This is a genomic window from Pseudomonas sp. B21-041 (assembly GCF_024748675.1).
GTDB classification, from domain to species: domain Bacteria; phylum Pseudomonadota; class Gammaproteobacteria; order Pseudomonadales; family Pseudomonadaceae; genus Aquipseudomonas; species Aquipseudomonas neuropathica.
This window is the reverse complement of sequence record NZ_CP087175.1, coordinates 4,207,350-4,227,839: the sequence shown is the minus strand read 5'-3', so window position 1 is coordinate 4,227,839 and position 20,490 is coordinate 4,207,350. Positions and strand designations below refer to the sequence as shown.

Genomic DNA, 20,490 nt, shown 5'->3' with positions numbered 1-20,490 from the left:
GATCAATTTTTTGTGCCTGGCGTTTCGCGTCAGGGCGTTGAGGCTGAATATGGCAGTAGCATCGAATTTCCTGGGTGACATCAAAGTTTCCCGCAAGTTGGGAACCGGCTTCGGCATTCTTCTGCTGGCCGTTTTGGCGGTTGCCTTCATTGGCTATAACAGCAACAGCGTGCTGGTTGATCGCTTGAGTACGACGCGTCTGATCGGCACGTTGAATGACGCGACGCAAGATATGCGTCTGTCTGAGAAACAGTACGAAGCCGCGGCTGACGCAGTGTTCGCCGAGTCCTATAACGCGCAGTTGAATGTCTTGCAGGGCCTGGTGAGCAAGGCGCTGGACACCTTGACCCGCGCTGAGAACCAGCAAGCCCTGAAGGCTTTGCAAGCCACGATTGTTGCCTACGACCAGAAGGTCAAACGGCTGATCGCTGCTGATCAGTCGACCACTGATGCTCTGAAACCGCTGACTGCGCTGTCGGACAAGTACGCGCAAACTTTTGCCGGCATGCTTGAAACCACCACGACCAATGCGCTGGCGTCTGCCGATGGCGAACGCGTTCGGGATCTGCGCACGCTGGCCGACTTGCGCAATGGCATGACCACGTTTCGCCTGATGTTGCGTCGTTACATTGCGGTGCCTAACGACGCGAACAAAAAACTGATGATGGAAACCATCGATACCTTCTTGAGTGATATCACCAAGGCGCGTAGCAACTTGCCGGCGACCCTGTCGAGTCAACTGGAAGATGCGCATGCCGGGATGCGTCGTTATCGCGAAGTATTGGTGGAAGTGGCCGGGCTGTTCGAGCAGAAACAGAACATGCGCGACCAGGTCGACCAGGAAAGCAAGGCGATGGACAAGATCATGAATGGCCTGATGGACACCCAGCAGCGCCTGGCGCGTGAAGATCAGCACTCAGCCTTTGTTCAGATCGCCGTATTGACCGTGTTGGCGCTGGTGATCGGGCTGTTTGCTTCGGTGGTCATCTCGCGCCAGATCACTGCACCGCTGGCGCTGACGGTTGAACTGGCTCGACGGATTGCCAAGGGCGATCTGACGGTACAGGCCAAATCAAACCGCAAAGACGAGTTGGGCGATCTGCAAAATGCGATGCAGGACATGGCGCAAAACCTGAACACACTGGTGCAAGGTATCGGCAATGGCGTGACGCATATTTCCACTTCTGCGGAAAAGCTCTCGGCCATGAGCGAGCAGACCAGCGCTGGCGTGCGTCAGCAAAAAAGCGAAGTGGATCAAGTCGCCACGGCGATGCACGAAATGGCCTCGACCGTGCAGGAAGTTGCGCGTAACACCACCGATGCCTCCGCTGCCGCGACCCTGGCCGATCAACAGGCGCGCCACGGCAGTACGGTGGTGAAGCAGGCGACGTTGCAGATCAGTGAACTCGCGGTGGCCATTGAAGAGTTGGGCGGCGCGATGAACGTGCTGTCTCAGGACAGTGAGCAGATCGGCAAAGTGATCGATGTCATCAAAGCCGTCGCCGAGCAGACCAATCTGCTCGCGTTGAACGCCGCAATCGAAGCCGCGCGGGCGGGAGAACAGGGGCGTGGGTTCGCCGTGGTGGCAGACGAAGTGCGCTCGCTGGCTCAACGCACGCAGGACTCGACCAAGGAAATCGAAGCGCTGATCGTCACCCTGCAACAAGGCGCGCAAGCGGCCTCGACACTGATGGCCTCCAGCCGCGAGCGCACCCTCGATACGGTGGTGTTGGCGCAGAAGGCCGAGCTGGCAATCACCGAGATCAACCAGTCCATCGGTACGATCCAGGAGATGAGCCTGCAAATCTCGGCCGCTGCCGAGCAGCAAAGTGCCGTGGCCGACGAAATCAATCGCAGCATCGTCAGCGTACGGGATGTGGCTGACCAGTCGGCGGTTGCCAGTGAGGAGAGTGCGGCTGCGACGGTCGAGTTGGCGTCACTGGGGCAGGACCTGCAGCGAATGACCGCGCATTTCCGCACCTGATCATTTGTATGTAGAGCACGCGGCGCCTTCAAATATTCAGGCGCCGTCGGGCTGCAGTTGTCGCCTGGTTTGCAGATGAGTCAGTCCTGCGGCTGTTTATTAACCGCCATGGAAGGTTACAACCCGTTATCAGAGGGTGTCATGACCGACTTTCCAAAATCATTCGCGTCTGCCGGAGGCTGCCAGGGCTGTAAGAGCAACGGCATGCCGGACATGGATTTTGCCTTCGCCTTTCAGCCCATTGTGGATCTGCGCGATCAAACGACGTTTGCCCACGAAGCGTTGGTTCGAGGCGTGAAGGGTGAAGGTGCCTTGTCTGTCCTAGAGCAGGTGGACGATCAAAACCGTTATCGATTCGATCAACTGTGTCGTGTGCGGGCGATCTCCACGGCGGCTGAGTTAGGGATGACGCAGTACCTGTCGATCAATTTTTTGCCGAATGCCGTTTACCGTCCAGAGATGTGTATTCGCAGCACGCTGGAAGCGGCGCGTACTTACGGCTTTCCGCTGGAGCGGCTTATCTTCGAAGCAGTAGAAGGCGAGCACGTTGAAAGCAACAAGCATTTGATGACTATCTTGCGTGAGTATCGCGAGTTTGGTTTCAAGACGGCGATCGACGACTTTGGCGCAGGCTATTCCGGCCTTAACTTGTTGGCGGATTTTCAACCGGACTTGATCAAGCTGGATATGGCGCTGATCCGCAATATTCACCGTGACCGAGTGCGCCAGATCATCGTGCGTAACGTGGTGAACATGTGCAGAGAGTTGGGCGTGGAGGTGATCGCCGAAGGCATAGAAGATGCCGAGGAACGAGATTTTCTCGCCGATTGCGGTATTTACTTGATGCAGGGTTACTGGTTCGCCAGGCCTGCCTTCAAATCATTGGCGCAGATCCCGACGAGTGCGTGGCTGAAGAGCTGATCGCTTTCAGCTCGCACTGATCCGCTCGATAACTTGGCTCAGCGCCGGACGTTTGTTGAGCCATTCAGCGTTGGTAATCTCCCTGGCGATGAGCAAAGTTTCATCTTGCCGGGTTCGGCGCAGGCCTAGGATGTTCAGACAAGATCGTCGCTGTTCATCCCGAGGGGAATCGTGCCATGCGCCTGAATGTCGTCAAAGTGCTGTTGATTGCTGCTGCAGTATCGGTGTTGAGTGCCTGTTCCGGCGCGGGTGGTTTGACCACCACCCGTTGTTTCTCCAGCGACTGTCAGTCGCCGGAGGCGCGCAACGCCAATACGTTGAAGTTCGGTGGCAACAGTATCGGCAGCAGTCTCAATCAGTACAGCTCCGGCATGCTGCATGACGATTAAGAATTACTGCGCGGCCGGTACGGCAATCCATTCGCTTAGCGTTTGCTGATATTTGCCGGTGACTTTGCTCAAGTGCAGCCACTGATCGACATACAGTTTCCAGCTGATGTCATCGCGCGGCAGCAGATAGGCCTTCTCGCCATATTGCATGTACTGATGCGGATTCACCGCGCACAACCCCGGTTTGAGTTTCTGCTGATACAGCGCTTCCGAGGCGTCGGTGATCATTACGTCGGCCTGGTTGTCGAGCAGTTGCTGGAAGATCGTCACGTTGTCGTGCAGGGCCAGTTGCGCTTTGGGCAGGAAGGCATGGACGAAGGCTTCGTTGGTGCCGCCGGCAGGTTCGACCAGACGCACATTGGGCTGGTTGATCTGCTCGATCGTCTGATACTTGCTGACATCGGCGCAGCGCACCAGCGGGATCTTGCCGTCGGTGTCGAGGGTGTTGCTGAAGTAGGCTTTTTTCTGCCGTTCGAGCGTCACCGAGATGCCGCCCATGCCGATGTCGCATTTACCGGCCTGCATGTCCGGCATCAGGGTTTTCCAGGTGGTTTGCACCCATTGAACTTTGACGCCGAGGCTGTCGGCCAGCGAGCGGGCCATGGCGATGTCGATGCCTTCGAAGTCGCCGTCGGTGCGTTTGAAAGTGTAGGGCTTGTAGTCGCCGGTGGTGCAGACGCGCAACTGGCCTTGTTGCTGGATGCTGTCGAGGTGCGAAGCGCTTGGTTCGGCGTGGGCGCCGGCGGCCACGGTCAGCAGGCCGCAGAGGATCATAGTGCTTTTTAGGGTTGTCATTGCGATCGGGGCTTCTGAGAAGGACGGTGGCCCAGTGTAGTGAAAGGCTTTCCCGGGTGTCACCCTGCTTCCGGGCTTAACGTGCCTAGCCACGCCACCAGCGCCACGATCAGCAATGCGATTGCCAGTTCAACGACAACGCTGCGTTTTAGCGCATTTGCCGCGATGACATATTGTCCATTGCGCAACGCTTGCGCCAACGCCGGACCAAGATGAAAGCGGTTCAACGCCGCCAACACCAACATCCCGGCAAACAGTAAAACCTTGATCGCGAGCAGCATCCCGTAAGTGCCGAGCAAGATTTCGTCCAGTCTCGCACCGACGATGAACAGGTAATTCACCACGCCGGTAATCGACAGCGTCAGCACAATCACTGCACCGATCCACTCAAAACGCCGAACCGCAAACGCCAGCGAACGAATGCGAGCTTCATCGACCGACCCCCGCGCCATCAACACCAGCGCCAGCATCGCACCCAGCCACGCGCCCGCCGCGAGCAGGTGCAGAATGTCGCTGAGAAAATGCCAGAACCGCAGTATTCCTTCGTCCATCGCCCCGTGTCCGCTCCAGGCCAAAGAGGCGAGGGCGATGGCGCCAGCCATCGATGCGAGCCACGCGCCCGGCCTGATCAACACCACGATCAGCGCGATAATCCGCACTGCCCACGCCAGCCCGACATCGGTTTCCAGCAGCATCATTTGCAGATGTGGCCACAGCGCCGCGAGCGCTGTTTCGCCACTCATGGCGCGGGTCATCAGCATCAATCCTGCCACTGACAACAACGCCCCGATCAATGCCATCCCGCGCAGCATCGGCCGAAACCGCAGCAGCGTCCCAGCACTGTACAGCGCAAACAACGCCAGCCCGAACAACAGCAGCAAATCCACATACAACGCAAACCGCAGCACGATGTTGATCAGTTCAGCCATTGCTCACTTCACTTTGAACGTGACGTTGCCGGTGATCGGGTGCGTATCGGAAGACACTGCGCGCCATTGGACTTGGTAGGTGCCGGCGGGCAGCGGCGCGAGCGGGGTGATCAGCATGCTTTTCGGATCGCTGCCGGCGCTGACTTTGGCTTTCATTGGCATCGGCGAATGGGCCATGCCGGGCATTTCGGTCATGACCAGTTTGGCGCCGGAGAATTTTGTCAGCAGGTTCTCGGAAAAATGCAGTTCGATCTTGCCGGGCGCGGCGCCGTCGGCACCTTCGGCGGGAGTCGACGAGAGCAGTTTCGGGTGGGCTTGAGCGAGGCTGCTGAGGAGCAAGCCGCTGGCGAGTACAAGGGTGATTTTCAAGGTGCGCATGCAAGACCTCTGGAGTGTTTTTTAATGGGAATTCAGAACCACATCCGCACGCCAAGCACGAGGCGCGCTTCGCTGCGCTTCTCGCCTTCTTCGCGGGCGTAATCGGCGGTGTTGCCGTAGGTGCGGTTCCACGTCACGCCGATGTACGGCGCAAATTCGCGGCGGATTTCATAACGCAAACGCAGGCCGGCTTCAGTGTTGGCAAGCCCGGAACCGATACCCATTGCGCATCGTTTTTGCCGTAGATGTTGAGTTCAGCGGTGGGCTGCAGGATCAGGCGGTTGGTCAGCAGAATGTCGTAGTCACCCTCGAACCGCAGCGCGCTCTGGCCACCTTCACCGATAAACGCAGTGGCCTCGGCTTCGAAGTTGTACAGCGCCATGCCCTGCACACCGAATGCAGCCCAAGTCTGCGGCGCGCCGGGTTTGAAGTCCTGACGCACGCCGCTGACCACGTCCCACCACGGCGAAATCGCGTGGCCCCAGAGTGCTTGAATCTCTGCGTCTTCGGTCTTGCCGTTGCTGCGCTCGCCTTCGGAGCGCAGCCACAGACGATCGATGTCGCCACCGATCCAGCCGGACAGATCCCAGGCCAACGCGCTGCCGTCATCGGCGTCCTGCCATTCGAGTTTGTCGGCGAGGAAGTACGTGTTGATCGCGCTGTCGTGGACTTTATGGCCGCCGGGGCTGGTAAATACGGCGGCGCGGTCGGCGTCGGTCAACTGCGGGATCGGCGTGCGACTTTCCGTCGGGGCGGCGGGCTGCATCCTGCCGTCGTCCATGCTTTGCATCGCGGAATGATCCATGCCGGACATCTGGCTGTGATCCATGCCCGGCATGTCGCCGGCGGCCATCGCCGAGCTGCCGACCAGCAGCAAAGAAAACGCGGTGAGTCGAGTCATCAGCGGCCCCTTCATGCTTCCACCCGCACTTCGCGGAACATGCCCGTTTCCATGTGGTACAGGAGATGGCAGTGATAGGCCCAGCGACCGAGTGCGTCGGCGGTGACGCGGTAGGTGCGGCGCGTGCCGGGCGGCATGTCGATGGTGTGTTTGCGCACCTGGAAGTCGCCGTTTTCGTCTTCCAGATCGCTCCACATGCCGTGCAGGTGAATCGGGTGGGTCATCATCGTGTCGTTGACCAGCACCAGGCGGATGCGTTGGCCGTACTTCAGCCGCAAGGGCTTGGCGTCGGAGAACTTGATGCCGTTGAACGACCAGGCGAATTTCTCCATGTGCCCGGTCAGGTGCAGTTCGATTGTGCGGCTCGGGTCGCGGCCATCCGGGTCTTCGAAGGTGCTGCGCAGGTCGGCGTAGGTCAGCACGCGACGGCCGTTGTTGCGCAGGCCGAGGCCGGGGTCGTTGAGTTTGGGCGCGGTGGTCATGGCTTGCATGTCGACCAGAGGATTGTTTTTTTCGCTGTCAGGATGGGATTGCATCGGGCCCATCGCCGAGTGATCCATGGTGCTCATGTCCATCGAGCCGTGATCCATGCCGCCCATGCCCATGTCGTCCATGGTCACCAGTGGGCGCGGGTCCAGACCCGGTACGGGCGCAGATAACCCGGCGCGAGTGGCGAGCGTGCCACGGGCATAACCGCTGCGATCCATGGCCTGGGCAAACAGGGTGTATGCCTCGGCGTCCGGCTCGACGATGACGTCGTAAGTCTCGGCCACGGCGATGCGCAGTTCATCGACGCTGATCGGTCTGACGTGCAAGCCGTCCGCCGCGACCACGGTCATTTTCAGTCCGGGAACGCGCACGTCGAAGTAGGTCATGGCCGAGCCGTTGATCAGGCGCAGACGCAGTTTTTCCCCGGGGCGGAACAGGCCGGTCCAGTTCGAATCGGGCGCGTGGCCATTCATGAGGAAGGTGTAGGTGGCGCCACTGACGTCGGCAATGTCGGTGGGATTCATGTTCATTTCTGCCCACATCTTGCGATCGGCCACGGTGGCGCCCCAGCCTTTTTCGCTGACGTCCTCGATGAAATCGCCGACGGTGCGCTTGTGGAAGTTGTAGTAGTCGGATTGTTTTTTCAGGGTTTTCAGCAGACTGGCCGGATCTTCGTCGGTCCAGTCGCTAAGCATCACCACGAACTCGCGGTCGTAGTGGAACGGCTCCGGTTCCTTGGCGTCGATCACCAGCGGGCCGTAGACGCCGGCCTGTTCCTGCAAGCCGGAATGGCTGTGATACCAGTAGGTGCCGTTCTGCCGCACCTTGAATTGATAGACGTACACGCCACCCGGTTCGATGCCGTGAAAGCTCAGGCCCGGCACGCCGTCCATGTTCGCCGGCAGCAGAATGCCGTGCCAGTGAATCGAGGTGCTGGCGCTGAGCCGGTTGCGCACCCGCAGCGTCACGGTGTCGCCTTCGCGCCAGCGCAGCAAAGGGCCGGGCAGGCTGCCGTTGATGGTCATCGCCGTGCGTGGGCTGCCAGTGAAGTTGACCGGGGTTTCGCCGATGAACAGCTCGAAGTTGCTGCCGCTCAGTTCATGCAGTTGACCGGGCGCATTGAGCGCCCAGACCGGCGTGCGCCACAGGCCCAGGCCACCGAGCAGGCTGCTGGCGGCGAGGCCTTTGACGAAGGTGCGTCGTGATGGGTTGGAAGGCATGCGCTGGAAATCCCCGTTTAACTCATGACGGGGAGGCTAACCAGCGCCAGCTTTCAGTTGGCTGAGGCGGGGATTACAGTTTTGACAGGTTTAACGCGGCAAACGTCCCGAGATCCATGCACATTCCACCCTCGGACTTCCAGTTGGCAGTGCTCGCTTTGGCTTTGTGTAACAGCGGTAGCCATTCGTGCAGCGCTCCCAGGTTGTTTTTGTAGCCTGGGATATGACTGGCGCTCACATACTGCATGAACTCGGCTTGCCCGGTAGCCGAGTAGAAGACTGGCTCATTGGCGCCGTCCTCTTCTGCAAAGCAGAACTGCTCACCATCGTGATAGAAACTGATGAAGTGTGCATGCTGCGGGATATCGCTCCAGCTCTCCCAGCCAAATGCCGGTTGCCCTTGTTCCTTCGACTTCTGCGCCAGAGCCTTTTTGCCTTTGGTGGACATATCGTGAATGTCGACAGTGACAAACCAGCGTTCCGAGCCGAAAGCATCAGGGTTTTTCATGGCCGCCGCGATCAGTGAGTCTGGCTGTGTGTCTTGCACCTGCCGGAATTTTTGCCGGGCTGCCCAGGCCGCTTCGATTTTTTTGAAGTAGGCACTGTCGACATCGATGGCATCCGACTCAGACCAGCGTTCAGCGAACCAGCGTTTTGCGTCCTGTATCGCTACGGTATCGTCTGTCAGGATGCCGAGTTCAATCCAGTGATTGGCTGCCTGACCTTCAATGCCCAAGCCATTGGCTGACGCGTTGGCGCTTCCTGCGATCATTTCGTTTTCGCCAATGTAAGCCTTGGCATGGAGTCGAGGGAGGCTGCGAATGTTCGCTGGATGCAGTTGGAGCAGTTGCCTGACCACTGCGGGGTTGGTCGCCCCTGCAGACAGGTCAAGGAGAATACGGACGTCTCCACGGCGTTGATCCAGACCCAGTTCCGTTATGGCGCGTTCGCCCCAAAAGGCGACGGCAATGTCCAATGAACCTTTGACTTCGCGCGCCCATTGAGCGAGTTGTTGCTGGTTTTGAATCAGACGTGTCATCAGTACAACTCTAAGAGGTTAATAGAAGATCTGCCGGGGCTGTCGATCCTAGAGGCCAAGCCCTTCCTGCACGACCTGCAGCAAGTTGTTTTCGGTCAGGGCGATGGCATCCAATTCCTGCCCGGTTTCGACGGTTTGCAACCACCAGTGGCTTTCGTGGTGTTCATCGACGGTTCGCAACAGATAAGTGTTTCTTTCCGGCAGGGTAATCTGCACCCGCCCGGCGCCATCTTCGGTAAACCGCGCAATGGGATCGAATGTCAGGCTTCGATCATTGGCCTCGATCACCAGTTGATCAATTGCGTAGTCATGCGCCTCACCATCCGGTGAAGTTTCGCAAACATGCGTAGGATTTCGCCGAATCTTCAGTCCTACTTCGGTGACGGGCTGCAACCACGCCTCAATGCGGTGGTACAAGTCATACACCTGAGCAGGCCAGCAATCGATTTCCAGTGCCGCATCCGCGTGGGTATGCCGGGTTTGTTTGAGTTTGGCGGCGAGTTCGTCTGCTTTACTCATTTTGGTTCCCTTGGTTTGGTGGCTGCCTGTTAATCGTAGACCTTTCAACGGCGTACGGCTTTGCCTTGCGTCATGCGCTTGCAACACAAGCGTGTCGAAATCAGCGCTGGCCAAGTCGGTCAGGATCGAAAACCATGGACGCAGGCGTCCCAAAGGAGTGGGTATATGAAAAAGCTGTTTACAATTTTGGCGGTGATTGCGCTGACGGCCGGTAGCATCGGTTTGAGTTCGGCGCGCCAATCACAGTCCAGCAAGGCCCAGGCAGAATCGGTGGCGGGGGTGTTTGATTACTACCTGCTGGCGCTGTCCTGGTCGCCGACCTTTTGTTTGACGCACAAAGATGACTCGCAGTGCACTGGCAAGGGCTATGGCTTCGTGCTTCACGGTTTGTGGCCGCAATACGCCAAGGGTGGCTGGCCGCAATCTTGTCCGCCGTTGACCATGCTCTCGGCGGCGGAAACCAGCCAGGGCCTGACGCTGTTCCCGACCAAAAAACTGCTCGACCACGAATGGTCCAAGCACGGTACCTGCAGCGGCCTCGGCGCGATGGGGTATCTGGATGAAGCGGACAAAGCCGTTGGCGCGGTGAAAATCCCGCAGGAACTGCAACCGTTCAGCTCCTCGTATTACTTCGAGGCGCAGGAAATTGCTGACCTGTTCCGTAAGGCCAACCCGGGGATTCCGGCGGATGGCATCGCGGTCATTTGCAGCGGCCCGGAACTGTCGGAAGTGCGCGTGTGCATGGGCAAGGATCTGCAGTTCGGTGCGTGTGGCAAGGGTGTGAAAACCCAGTGCCGCGCGGGGGATATTCGGGTGCCGCCGGCGCGCTAAGCTGAGCGGTTTCCACGTATCAAAAAGGCGCCCGATCGGGCGCCTTTTTTGGTCTGAAGGTTTGAAGCCCCCGGCGAAGTCCCGCATGCTTGCGCCCCCGAAAGGATGACCTCGTTACATTGCAAGGAGCTGTTCATGAGCGGAAAACCCGCCGCCCGCGTCACCGATCCAACCGCCTGCCAATTGCCGGGACATGGCACCAATTCCATTGTCAGTGGCTCCCCGAATGTGAATTTCGACGGCTTGGCGGCTGCGCGGATGACTGACAAATCCGCCTGCGGTAGCCCGATTACCGGTGCTGTTGCGTCGACGGTGTTCATCAACGGTTTGAACGCCGCGACACTGGACAGCACCGGTGGGCACGGCAACGTCGTCATCGGCGGTTCTGGCACGATCATCATCGGTGACACGGTGACGTCGGCTCCCTTCAGTGGTTTGCTGCCGATGCCGGTGCATTTCACTGACAGGTTGAAACTGGTCAATGACGTGACCGGTGAGCCCATGCCTGATCATCCCTACGTGATTCAGCGCGCTGACGGACGTCTGGAACATGGGGTGTCTGACGCCAACGGATTTACTCACCAAGTCAGCTCGCACCTGCCTGAAACCATCAAGTTGTTTTTGGAGGAGTGAGGCATGGCTGCTGAAACGATAACGTGCGCGAAGGGCAACAATTACAAGCTTCACAAGGAACATGCGCTGACGGACAAGAAGGATGTCAGTGACAAGCCTGTGCCGGTGGAGAGTACCAAGGCGATTGTGGTTTTTATCGGAGGTGCGGGAGATAAGGAGAGTTATTATTTTTCTGGGCCTTATGAAAACATCCAGGATGCACGACGTGCATTTGATAGGCGCACTGAGACATTAAAGGGAGAAGGAAAATATAAATCGGAATGGTTGGGTTACAACGAAGTCAGAGGAAAGCAGGACATTCAACGGCACGTGCTAAGCCTTATTCCGTATAAAAGCTGTCCCGTCTATATCGTGGGCCATAGCCTCGGCGGCTGGAATGGTGCGCACCTGTCCAGAATAATGTCGGATTGGGGTTACAGGGTTCAGATGCTGATCACCCTGGATCCTGTGGGTGAAGGGGCTCTGGTTTGGCTGGGCTCAGACATTTATCGCGAACGTCCCGCGCCAGTTTCGGTTGATTGGATCAATATCAAGGCAACACCTTCCAAGAGAGACCCATCAGACGGAGTCGCGGACTTCGGGGAAAAATGGATTATCTCCTGCGGACCGTCACTTAACGTAAATGTCGACACGAATCATGCTAACGCTCTGGGATTGCTAAACGCCCCAATCGCTGATGGTAAGTCTGCAAGTGACTTGCTGTTTGACTCAATCATGAAGGAGTTTTCGTGATGTTCAGGTTTTTCCTTTGCGTGGTTCTCGCTGTCTGTTCGGGATGTGCAAAGGACCATTTACAGCCTCCGGCAAATTTGAGTTATGTGTCCGTAGATAGGTCGAGTCCCCTTTTATATGTCATCAAATATCAATCCGATGTGGATGTTTTGAACCTGTTTGGCCGAGGCGAAAGGCAAGGGATGGCTTCGGGGACATTGAGATGCGCGTTAGCGGATGACCACGATTTTTCGGTTGGCAAAGCTATTCAGTTTTCTGCAGTGGGGCTGGTAGATTCTGATGTGCGCGAAAACGGCAACTCCAAATTCTCCTTTTCGACCAGTACATTTATCACTGAAACCTCCAGCAACCGAAGTACGGAGAGGGATCTGTCAGCGGCAGAACTGAACCAACTCCTCTCCAACAAACAACAAATCCCCTGCAAAGTCGTCGTCACCGCCTACGGCTACAAACCCTACTACTCAAACACCATGAACATTCCCGTCGCGGACCTCCTACGGGAAATCAACAAACCCCAATGATAAAAACGGGTGGATTTCAGGCAAATCCCCCCGCATCCACCCCCAACTCCCCACGCAAAAACTCCACCAGACCGCGCTGCAACCCGCTCAACACACCGTCCCGACTAACCAACGCCAACTCCGTCGACGCCAGTTCCGGCAGATCCGTACACACCTGATGCTCAGGCAACACCGCCGACACCGGCAGCACTGACACCCCCAACCCTGAGGCCACTGCCGCTTGAATCCCGGTCAGGCTGTGGCTGCCGAACGCCACACGCCACGGTCGCTGGGCAACATCGAGCAAACGAATGGCGCGCTGCCGATACAGGCAGCCCTGCGGAAACAACGCCAACGGCAACACGCCAGTGGACGAATCAAACTCCGCACCTTTGACCCACACCAGCCGCTCCGGCCAGGTCGCCCACGCCGGGCCGCTGTCGGGTTCGCGTTTGATCAGGGCGATGTCGATGTCGCCGGCATCGAGGCGCTGGCGCAGATCGAGGCTCATGCCGCTGAGGGTTTCCAGCCGTGCTTGCGGATGGCTGCGGGTGAAGCCGGCAAGGATCAGCGCCATGCGCCGCGCGTCGAAATCTTCCGGCATGCCGATACGCAGGATTTCCAGGTCGAGGTCACTGGCCAGCGCTTCAGTGGCTTCTGCCGAAAGCGCCAGCAAACGCCGCGCATAGTGGATCAGCAGTTCGCCGTGTTCGGTGACGGCGACATTCAGCCCGGTACGGTCGCGCAGCAGCAAAGCGTGGCCGACCAGCTCTTCGAGTTTGCGCACCTGCTGGCTGACCGTCGACTGGGTGCGGTGCACGCGATCGGCGGCGCGGGTGAAGCTGCCTTCGTCGACCACGCAGACAAAGGTTTTCAGCAGTTCCAGATCCAGCATGGCAGTGCTCTCGATAGTGGTTATTCAACTGACGATTGGCTATTTATTTAATTTCACACTATCACCGAGCGCTCTTAAGCTGAAGTCCTTACCCCGGAGGACTCGACCAATGACACTGACTCACACACCGCGCCCGCAATGGCTGACCTTCGATTGCTACGGCACGTTGATTCAATGGGACGAAGGCCTCAAAGCCGTCGTCGGGGAAATTCTCAGCGAGAAGGGCGAGCATCAGATCGATGTCGGGCAGCTGATCGACGTCTATGACCGCCACGAACATCGCCTCGAACAGACCCCGCCGCACCGTTCGTTCCACGAGCTAAGCACCCTCGGCCTGCAATTGGCCCTGGAAGAATTGGGCCTGCCGAGCCTGCCCGAAGACAGCCAGCGTCTGGCCGCCGCGATCCCGAAAATGCCGCCGTTTGCCGAGGTGATCGAGACCCTGCGTGAATTGAAAACCATGGGTTTCAAACTGTGCATCGTCTCCAACACCGACGACGACATCATTGCCGGCAACGTCGCGCAACTCGGCGGCTACATCGACCGGGTGATCACCGCGCAACAGGCCGGTGCCTACAAGCCGGCGCCACGGCTGTTCGACTACGCTCATGAGCAATTGGGCGTCAGCCGCGCAGCGGTGGTGCACATCTGCGCGAGCCCCATGCTCGACCACACGGCGGCGCGGGACATGGGTTTTCGTTGTGTATGGATCGATCGCGGTACCGGTCGCCAGTTGCTGCCGGACTATCGCCCCGACGCCATCCTCAACCGCCTCGATCAAGTGTTGCCGCTGTTCAAATCCCTCGGTTGGTAACGGAGAAACGTCATGGCTCACACCCTGGCCGCCAGTGCGCAGGCTGCACGTTTGACAGCGCTGAACCTCGACACAGAAGCGATCATCACCGCACGCACCGAGCTGGCGGCATGCTTTCAATTGGCCGCGTTGCATGGCCTGGAGGAGGGCATCTGCAATCACTTTTCGGCGATGGTGCCGGGGCATGACGATCTGTTTCTGGTCAATCCCTATGGCTATGCCTTCGCCGAAGTCACCGCGCAGAATCTGCTGGTTTGCGACTTCGACGGCAATGTGGTTGAAGGCGAAGGCCATCCGGAAGCCACGGCGTTCTATATCCACGCGCGCCTGCACAAACAACTGCCGCGAGTGAAAGTCGCGTTCCACACCCACATGCCTCACGCCACGGCGTTGTGCCTGCTGCAAGGGCCGCCGCTTTTGTGGCTGGGGCAGACCGCGCTGAAGTTCTATGGGCGCACGGCGGTAGACGAGGATTACAACGGTCTGGCGCTGGACGCGTCAGAAGGCGACCGCATCGCCAGTGTCATGGGCGATGCTGACATTCTGTTCCTGAAAAACCACGGTGTGATCGTTGCCGCGCCGACCATCGCCGAAGCCTGGGACGACCTCTATTACCTGGAGCGCGCCGCGCAGGTGCAGCTGCTGGCGATGGCCACGCAACGGGAGCTGAAACCGGTGCCCCAAGCCATTGCACAGCGGGCTTATGAGCAGATGCGTGAGGGCGATGCGCAAAGTGCGCGGACGCATCTGCACAGTGCGATGCGGCGCCTGGCCCTTCATAACTGACTAACCCTAAAGAGGCATCGAAAATAAATCTGCGAACAGCGATCATCCAAATTCGCTGCGCGCCGATATACCTGGGCGGGAGCGGGGCGTTTGCCCCGTAGATTCCGGTGGGCTACGCTCACAAACATAAGGGTTTCCCTGCTGGCGCCCTTGTCGTACCTGCCCAGGACTTGCTTTTGCCTATCCCCATTCACTACCCACATCAGGCCCCCGGAGGCACCCTTAAACGCCTGCCGCTACGCAAAGCGGCGGTGCTGTTTATCGTTGCGGTGGGGTTGTGCCTGTCCGGTTTGCTGTACCTGCAACTGGAGCAGTCGCGACGCCAGGATCTGGCGGTGGCAAAAGTCGCGTCGAGCAACCTGACCCGGGCGATGGCCCAGCAGGCCGAGGACACCTTCCTGGCTGCCGATCTGGTGATGACCAGCCTGGTCGACTGGATTCAGGAGGACGGTTACGGCGCCGCGCAGAAGCCGCGTCTGCAGAGAACCTTCGCCCGGCGCGTGCAGCAACTCGATCAGCTGCACGGCATGTTCCTGTTCGATCGTGATGGGCAGTGGGTGATTACCTCGTTTACTGATCTGCCCCGTGGCAATGGCGTGGCGGACCGCGAGTATTTCAAATTCCACCAACAGAACGCTTCGACGCTGGCGCACATCGGCCCGGCGATTCGCAGCCGCGAGAACGGCGAGTGGATCATCCCGATTTCCAAACGCGTCAATGATCACGCCGGCAATTTTCAGGGTGTGTTGCTGGCCGGGATCAAGATGTCGTACTTCGACCGCTTCTTCGAAAGCTTCAGCCTCGATGACCAAGGCATCATGTTTCTTGGCTTGAGCGACGGCACTTTGCTTGCCCGCCGTCCGTTTGATGAGAGCCTGATCGGCACGTCGCTGGCGCAAGGACGGATTTATCGCACGTTGCTGCCCGAGGCGGCGGCCGGCACGGCGATGATCAATTCGGTGGTCGATGGTGTTGTGCGTTTGTACGGTTATCGACGCTTGTCGGCGTATCCGTTGGTGGTGTCGTCTGCGACCTCGCGCGACACGATTCTCAAGGGCTGGTACGAGCGTGCGTTCCAGTCGAGTGTGATTGTCGCGCTGGTGATTCTCGGCGTCGGCCTGTTTGGCTGGGTGTTCATTCACCAAGTGCGCGACGGCGAACGGATCGAAAAAAACCTGCGCAAGGCCCAGCGCGCACTGGAGCAGATTGCGACCCACGACAGCCTGACCGGATTGGCCAATCGACGTTTGTTCGAGCGTTCGCTGGAGATCGAATTTGCCCGGGGCGCGCGGCAGGTCAGTCCGGTCAGCCTGATCATGCTCGATATCGATTTCTTCAAACGCTACAACGACGCCTATGGCCACGTCGCCGGGGATCATTGTCTGACCCAGGTTGCTCAGGTGCTGCGGGCGTGCTGTCAGCGCAAATCCGATCTGGCAGTACGTTACGGTGGCGAGGAGTTTGCGGTGCTGTTGCCGGACACCGACATCAACGGCGCGCTGGCAATTGCCGGGCAGATTCGGCGCAGCGTGATCGACAAGCACATCACCCATAGCGGCTCGCCGACCGGTTATCTGACGGTGAGTCTGGGCTGCTATTCATTTATCCCGAGCGGCAATGACAGCCTGGAAGTGTTTATCCAACGCGCCGATGCGGCGCTGTATCAGGCGAAAAATGCCGGGCGCAATCGCGCAGCGGTGTTATCGCTGGATAGCGGCCTGGCCGAATTGATGCGCTCCGATCGCTGAACTACACGTTTTACCCTGTAGGAGTGAGCCTGCTCGCGATGCCGGTGTGTCAGCAAACAGTTGCATAACTGACAAATCGCCATCGCGAGCAGGCTCACTCCTACATTGGATAGCGTACTTATTTGGGATGGCTCTTGTTCGTTCAGCCGCCAGTGCCACCGCCCGCACCGCCAGTGCCGCCGCCGGCCGAACCTGTGCCGCCGCCAGCCCCCGAGCCCGAACCGCTCGCGCCACCATTGGTGCCAGTCCCGGATCCCATACCCGAAGAACCGCTACCACCGGAAGGCGCGCCCGGCGTGTTGTCTGGCGGCGTGGTGGTGCTGGTCGGTCCGCCGGATTTGGTGCCGGTAGCGTCAGCGCCGTCGTTGACGGCGAAGCTCGCGGTCGATGCCGTGGCCAGCAACCCGGCGAGTAATAACGAAGTGAGTTTGCGCGTGATCATGATCCGTCTCCATAAAGGGTCTGTACCTGATATTGGTCTGACGCGCAGAACCCTTGGTGCCGGGTGGCTGACGAGTGGTCAACAGCGAAACCGAGTGGCCTCCTGATCTTCGGCAATATTGGCTATTTGTCGAACCGGGTGTGAGGGCTAACGTAGCCACACATTCACTTGCTACCCGGAGCTACCATGCAACCTCGTGCCGATTTCTACACCGCTTCCCCAGACGCCTTGAAAGCGATGATGGCTTTGGAAACGGCGGTGTCCAAACTGCCGCTGGAAAAGACCCTGATCGAGTTGGTCAAGCTGCGCGCTTCGCAAATCAACGGCTGCGCGTTCTGCATCGATATGCATACCACCGATGCGATCAAGGGCGGCGAAACCCCGCGCCGTTTGTTCGCGGTCACCGCTTGGCGTGAAGCGCCGTTCTTCAGCGACCGCGAACGTGCCGCGCTGCTGTGGACCGAATCGCTGACCCAACTGAGCCTGACCCACGCACCGGACGAAGATTACGACGTGGTTGCAGCGCAATTCACGCCGAAAGAAATGGTCGACCTGACCGTGGCGATCAGCACCATCAACAGTTGGAATCGTCTGGCGGTGGGCTTCCGCAAAATCCCACAGGCTTAAGCTGCCCACAATCCTCTGTAGGAGCTGCCGAAGGCTGCGATCTTTCGACTTTGCTTTTAAAAGACAAGATCAAAAGATCGCAGCCTTCGGCAGCTCCTACAGGGGCCGGGGAAACTTCAGAAAGCTGGATCAATGCCCATCCGCACTCGGCGCCGCCGGTGGCTTCACCTTGCGCATCAAGGGCACCATCGCGGTGGCGATAACGAAGCACACCCCGATCATCAGAAAGGTGTCGCCGTAGGTTTGCGTCTGCGCCTCGCGGTAGGTCAGCAGCCACAACTGGCGCAGGCTGGCGGTGACACCGACGTCGCCGCTCTGGCCCAGACTCGCGAGGTTGCCGCCGACCTGCGCCAGCCACTGATTCATCGCTTCATTGCTGCTGTTCAAGTGTTCGGCCAACCGCGTGAAGTGCAGGTTGGTGCGGTCATTGAGAATGGTCGAGCACGCCGCAATACCAATCGCCCCGCCCAGATTGCGCATCAGGTTGAACAAACCCGAAGCATGCTTCAAACGGGCGGGCGCCAACCCACCCAAAGTCAACGTCACCGCCGGCGGCACCGCCAGTTGCTGGGCAATCCCGCGCAACGCTTGCGGCAGCATCAATTGCCCCGCACCCCAGTCGTGGGTGATCGGGCTGAACTCCCACATCGACACCGCGAACAAACCCAGACCGATCATCATGATCCAGCGCAGGTCCATGCGATTGGCCAGAAAGGCATACAGCGGAATCGCCATGATCTGGAACACGCCAGTGGAGAAAACCGCTAGACCAATGTCCAGCGCGCTGTAGCCGCGTACCCGGCCGAGGAACAGCGGCGTCAGGTAAATCGTCGCGAACAGGCCGATGCCGGTGACAAACGAAAAGAAGCAGCCGAGGGCGAAATTGCGATCCTTCAAGGCGCGCAGATCAACGATCGGATTGGCCACGTGCAAGGTCCGGCCGATGAAGGCCAATCCCGCGAGGCCGCTGATCCACGCCGTGGTCAGAATGGTCTGGTCGCTGAACCAGTTCCAGCGCGGGCCTTCTTCAAGGGTGTATTCCAGGCAGCCGAGAAACAGCGCGAGGAACACCATACTCAGGTAGTCCGCGCCTTTGAGCAGGGACAATTCCGGCTGGTCGATTTTCACCAGCATCGGTACCGCTACAGCGACGAAAATCCCCGGCACCAGGTTGATGTAGAACAACCAGTGCCACGAAGAAATATCAGTGATCCAGCCACCGATTACCGGTCCCAAGGTCGGTGCCAATGACGCAACGGCGCCGATGGTTGCCGCAGCGATCACCCGCTGTTTGCCGGTGAAGAAAAAGAACGCCGTGGTGAACACCAGCGGAATCATCGAGCCGCCGAGAAAACCTTGCAGCGCCCGAAAAGCAATCATGCTCTGGATGTTCCAGGCGATGCCGCAGAGCAGGCTGGCGAGGGTGAAGCCGACCGCCGAAGCGCAGAACAACCAGCGCGTGGAGAACACGCGCGACAGCCAGCCCGACAGCGGAATCACGATGATTTCGGCGATCAGGTAACTGGTCTGCACCCACGCGGTTTCATCGGTACCGGCGGACAGCCCACCGCCGATATCGCGCAGCGACGCCGAGACGATCTGGATATCCAGCAGCGCAATGAACATGCCGATGCACATGGTCGCGAAGGCGAATACCTTGGTCGCGGTCGCCATGTCCGCCGCGTTGAATGGCTGCGCCGGGGCGGTGAGGGTGGTGCTCATGGCGCGACGGCCACGGCGCTGGTTTCCGGTTGCGCACGGGTGTCGACTTCTGCCGTTACCGAGAGGCCCGGACGCAAGTGACCGAGCACGCCGTCAGCCGGGTCGAGGAGGATCCGTACCGGCACCCGCTGGACGATTTTGGTGAAGTTGCCGGTGGCGTTTTCCGGCGGCAGCACGCTGAACTGCGAGCCGGTCGCGGGGGCGAGGCTGTCGAGGCGACCGTGGAATTCCTGGCCGGAGAGCACGTCGGCACGGATGCTTACGCGCTGCCCGGGTTTCATCCGCGCCAATTGGTCTTCCTTGAAGTTGGCATCGACCCACAAGCCGCTGGCCGGCACCACTGACAACTGCTGTGAACCGGCCTGCGCATAGGCGCCAACCCGTGCGCGGCGATTGCCGATCACCCCATCGAACGGTGCGCGCAGTTCGGTGTAGCCGAGGTTCAGTTGCGCCAGATCACGTTCGGCCCGGGCTTGTTGAAGGGCGGCGCGGGCCTGTAGTTTCTGGGTGTCGATCACCGCCAGTTGGCGTTGCGCGGCGAGCAGTTCGGCCTGGGCGCGGGCACTGAGGGCTTGCGCTGTTTTGAAGGTCGCGTCGACGCGTTGTGCGCTTTCCACCGACACCGCATTGGTCGTCACCAGGCGTTTGTAGCGCGCGTTGTCATCCCGCGAGCGTGCGGTTTCTGCGCCAGCGGCGTCGATGCCGGCGCGGGCCTGACTGATCACCGCTTGTTGCAGTTGTTCGGTGGCGTCGAGGTTGGCCAGCAGCGCTTCTTCGGCGGCGACGGCACCTTCGGCTTTGGCGAGGTTGGCGCGATAGTCGCGGGCGTCGAGACGAATCAGCACGTCGCCAGCCTTGACGTGCTGGTTGTCGCTGACCAGCACTTCGTCGATGTAACCGGCGACTTTCGGCCCGATCACCGTGACATCGCCACCAATGTAGGCATCGTCGGTTTCTTCAAGAAAACGCCCTGTGCCCCACCAGTGCACGGCGTAGACCCCGGCGAAGATCAGCGCGAGCAATCCTGCGCCCGGAAGCAAAACGCGTTTAAGCAGGGGCGGCTTGGTCTTTACCACAACAGGTTCGAGGGTGGGCATGCTGGTCATGGCGGATTACCTGCGTAAGCGGATCGTTATTATGGCTGTAATATGACGTAGGTAATATTTAGTGGCAAATTATTTCTGGTGCCAATCGTC

At 59.1% G+C, this 20,490-nt stretch carries 21 protein-coding genes and 2 pseudogenes; 12 read left to right on the top strand and 11 right to left on the bottom strand.

Annotation, left to right across the window (positions count from 1 at the left end):
• Window positions 1-49: 49 nt before the first annotated feature.
• From LOY43_RS28885 to LOY43_RS18580, 4 genes and pseudogenes are all read left to right on the top strand, one after another.
• Window positions 50-1,126 (top strand): annotated as a pseudogene (locus tag LOY43_RS28885) (methyl-accepting chemotaxis protein); the annotation flags it as partial.
• The gene (locus LOY43_RS28880; protein ID WP_407082814.1) at window positions 1,112-1,984 is read left to right on the top strand and encodes a methyl-accepting chemotaxis protein; all 873 of its coding nucleotides are present in this window, start codon (window positions 1,112-1,114) and stop codon (window positions 1,982-1,984) included. The pseudogene LOY43_RS28885 and the gene LOY43_RS28880, both read left to right, overlap by 15 nt.
• A 141-nt stretch (window positions 1,985-2,125) precedes the next feature.
• Window positions 2,126-2,905: an EAL domain-containing protein gene (locus LOY43_RS18585; protein WP_095124390.1), complete on the top strand. Its 780-nt coding sequence runs from the start codon at window positions 2,126-2,128 to the stop codon at window positions 2,903-2,905.
• A 176-nt stretch (window positions 2,906-3,081) separates the two neighbouring features.
• Window positions 3,082-3,294, top strand: a complete 213-nt coding sequence (locus LOY43_RS18580) for a hypothetical protein (RefSeq protein WP_220556567.1) — start codon at window positions 3,082-3,084, stop codon at window positions 3,292-3,294.
• Window positions 3,295-3,297: 3 nt separating this feature from the next.
• On the opposite strand, the gene LOY43_RS18575 is transcribed toward LOY43_RS18580, so the two are convergent.
• From LOY43_RS18575 to LOY43_RS18545, 7 genes and pseudogenes are all read right to left on the bottom strand, one after another.
• Complete coding sequence (locus tag LOY43_RS18575; protein ID WP_258708533.1) at window positions 3,298-4,089, bottom strand: transporter substrate-binding domain-containing protein; 792 nt, start codon at window positions 4,087-4,089, stop codon at window positions 3,298-3,300.
• A gap of 59 nt (window positions 4,090-4,148) precedes the next feature.
• Entirely contained in the window at window positions 4,149-5,018 is an 870-nt protein-coding gene (copD, locus tag LOY43_RS18570; protein WP_095050548.1) for a copper homeostasis membrane protein CopD, read from the bottom strand.
• Between the two features lie 3 nt (window positions 5,019-5,021).
• The gene (gene copC / locus LOY43_RS18565) at window positions 5,022-5,396 is read right to left on the bottom strand and encodes a copper homeostasis periplasmic binding protein CopC (protein ID WP_095124392.1); all 375 of its coding nucleotides are present in this window, start codon (window positions 5,394-5,396) and stop codon (window positions 5,022-5,024) included.
• A 32-nt stretch (window positions 5,397-5,428) separates the two neighbouring features.
• Window positions 5,429-6,297: pseudogene (locus tag LOY43_RS18560) on the bottom strand (copper resistance protein B).
• 11 nt (window positions 6,298-6,308) lie between these two features.
• Window positions 6,309-8,006, bottom strand: coding sequence for a copper resistance system multicopper oxidase (locus tag LOY43_RS18555; RefSeq protein ID WP_258708532.1), 1,698 nt, complete (start codon window positions 8,004-8,006; stop codon window positions 6,309-6,311).
• 73 nt (window positions 8,007-8,079) lie between these two features.
• On the bottom strand, window positions 8,080-9,045 hold the full coding sequence (locus tag LOY43_RS18550; protein WP_258708531.1) for a phospholipase D family protein: 966 nt from the start codon (window positions 9,043-9,045) through the stop codon (window positions 8,080-8,082).
• A 48-nt stretch (window positions 9,046-9,093) separates the two neighbouring features.
• Window positions 9,094-9,564: a hypothetical protein gene (locus LOY43_RS18545; protein ID WP_095050551.1), complete on the bottom strand. Its 471-nt coding sequence runs from the start codon at window positions 9,562-9,564 to the stop codon at window positions 9,094-9,096.
• Between the two features lie 165 nt (window positions 9,565-9,729).
• On the opposite strand from LOY43_RS18545, the gene LOY43_RS18540 reads away from it, so the two are divergent.
• The 4 genes from LOY43_RS18540 (at window position 9,730) to LOY43_RS18525 (ending at window position 12,281) form a co-directional block, all read left to right on the top strand.
• The gene (locus LOY43_RS18540) at window positions 9,730-10,395 is read left to right on the top strand and encodes a ribonuclease T2 (protein WP_258708530.1); all 666 of its coding nucleotides are present in this window, start codon (window positions 9,730-9,732) and stop codon (window positions 10,393-10,395) included.
• 135 nt (window positions 10,396-10,530) lie between these two features.
• Complete coding sequence (locus tag LOY43_RS18535; protein WP_258708529.1) at window positions 10,531-11,028, top strand: PAAR domain-containing protein; 498 nt, start codon at window positions 10,531-10,533, stop codon at window positions 11,026-11,028.
• A gap of 3 nt (window positions 11,029-11,031) precedes the next feature.
• Window positions 11,032-11,760 carry an alpha/beta hydrolase gene (locus LOY43_RS18530; protein ID WP_095124396.1) on the top strand — a complete coding sequence of 243 codons (729 nt, stop codon included), beginning with the start codon at window positions 11,032-11,034 and terminating at the stop codon, window positions 11,758-11,760.
• Window positions 11,760-12,281, top strand: coding sequence for a hypothetical protein (locus LOY43_RS18525; protein WP_095050555.1), 522 nt, complete (start codon window positions 11,760-11,762; stop codon window positions 12,279-12,281). Before LOY43_RS18530 ends, LOY43_RS18525 begins: the two co-directional genes overlap by 1 nt.
• A gap of 16 nt (window positions 12,282-12,297) precedes the next feature.
• On the opposite strand, the gene LOY43_RS18520 is transcribed toward LOY43_RS18525, so the two are convergent.
• Entirely contained in the window at window positions 12,298-13,155 is an 858-nt protein-coding gene (locus tag LOY43_RS18520; protein WP_258708528.1) for a LysR substrate-binding domain-containing protein, read from the bottom strand.
• A gap of 109 nt (window positions 13,156-13,264) precedes the next feature.
• Here LOY43_RS18520 and LOY43_RS18515 point away from each other — a divergent pair, with 109 nt between their 5' ends.
• The 3 genes from LOY43_RS18515 (at window position 13,265) to LOY43_RS18505 (ending at window position 16,503) form a co-directional block, all read left to right on the top strand.
• On the top strand, window positions 13,265-13,969 hold the full coding sequence (locus LOY43_RS18515) for a haloacid dehalogenase type II (protein ID WP_258708527.1): 705 nt from the start codon (window positions 13,265-13,267) through the stop codon (window positions 13,967-13,969).
• Window positions 13,970-13,981: 12 nt separating this feature from the next.
• Entirely contained in the window at window positions 13,982-14,755 is a 774-nt protein-coding gene (locus tag LOY43_RS18510) for an aldolase (protein WP_258708526.1), read from the top strand.
• Between the two features lie 176 nt (window positions 14,756-14,931).
• A complete protein-coding gene (locus LOY43_RS18505; RefSeq protein WP_258708525.1) occupies window positions 14,932-16,503 on the top strand; it encodes a diguanylate cyclase in 1,572 nt (523 codons plus the stop codon).
• Between the two features lie 142 nt (window positions 16,504-16,645).
• On the opposite strand, the gene LOY43_RS18500 is transcribed toward LOY43_RS18505, so the two are convergent.
• Window positions 16,646-16,945 carry a hypothetical protein gene (locus tag LOY43_RS18500; protein ID WP_093433811.1) on the bottom strand — a complete coding sequence of 100 codons (300 nt, stop codon included), beginning with the start codon at window positions 16,943-16,945 and terminating at the stop codon, window positions 16,646-16,648.
• Window positions 16,946-17,131: 186 nt separating this feature from the next.
• Here LOY43_RS18500 and LOY43_RS18495 point away from each other — a divergent pair, with 186 nt between their 5' ends.
• Window positions 17,132-17,572: a carboxymuconolactone decarboxylase family protein gene (locus LOY43_RS18495; RefSeq protein WP_095124401.1), complete on the top strand. Its 441-nt coding sequence runs from the start codon at window positions 17,132-17,134 to the stop codon at window positions 17,570-17,572.
• Between the two features lie 129 nt (window positions 17,573-17,701).
• Here LOY43_RS18495 and LOY43_RS18490 read toward each other — a convergent pair whose 3' ends face one another.
• Both LOY43_RS18490 and LOY43_RS18485 read right to left on the bottom strand, forming a co-directional pair.
• Window positions 17,702-19,294, bottom strand: coding sequence for a DHA2 family efflux MFS transporter permease subunit (locus LOY43_RS18490; RefSeq protein ID WP_258708524.1), 1,593 nt, complete (start codon window positions 19,292-19,294; stop codon window positions 17,702-17,704).
• Complete coding sequence (locus tag LOY43_RS18485; protein ID WP_258708523.1) at window positions 19,291-20,400, bottom strand: HlyD family secretion protein; 1,110 nt, start codon at window positions 20,398-20,400, stop codon at window positions 19,291-19,293. Before LOY43_RS18485 ends, LOY43_RS18490 begins: the two co-directional genes overlap by 4 nt.
• Window positions 20,401-20,490: the final 90 nt, after the last annotated feature.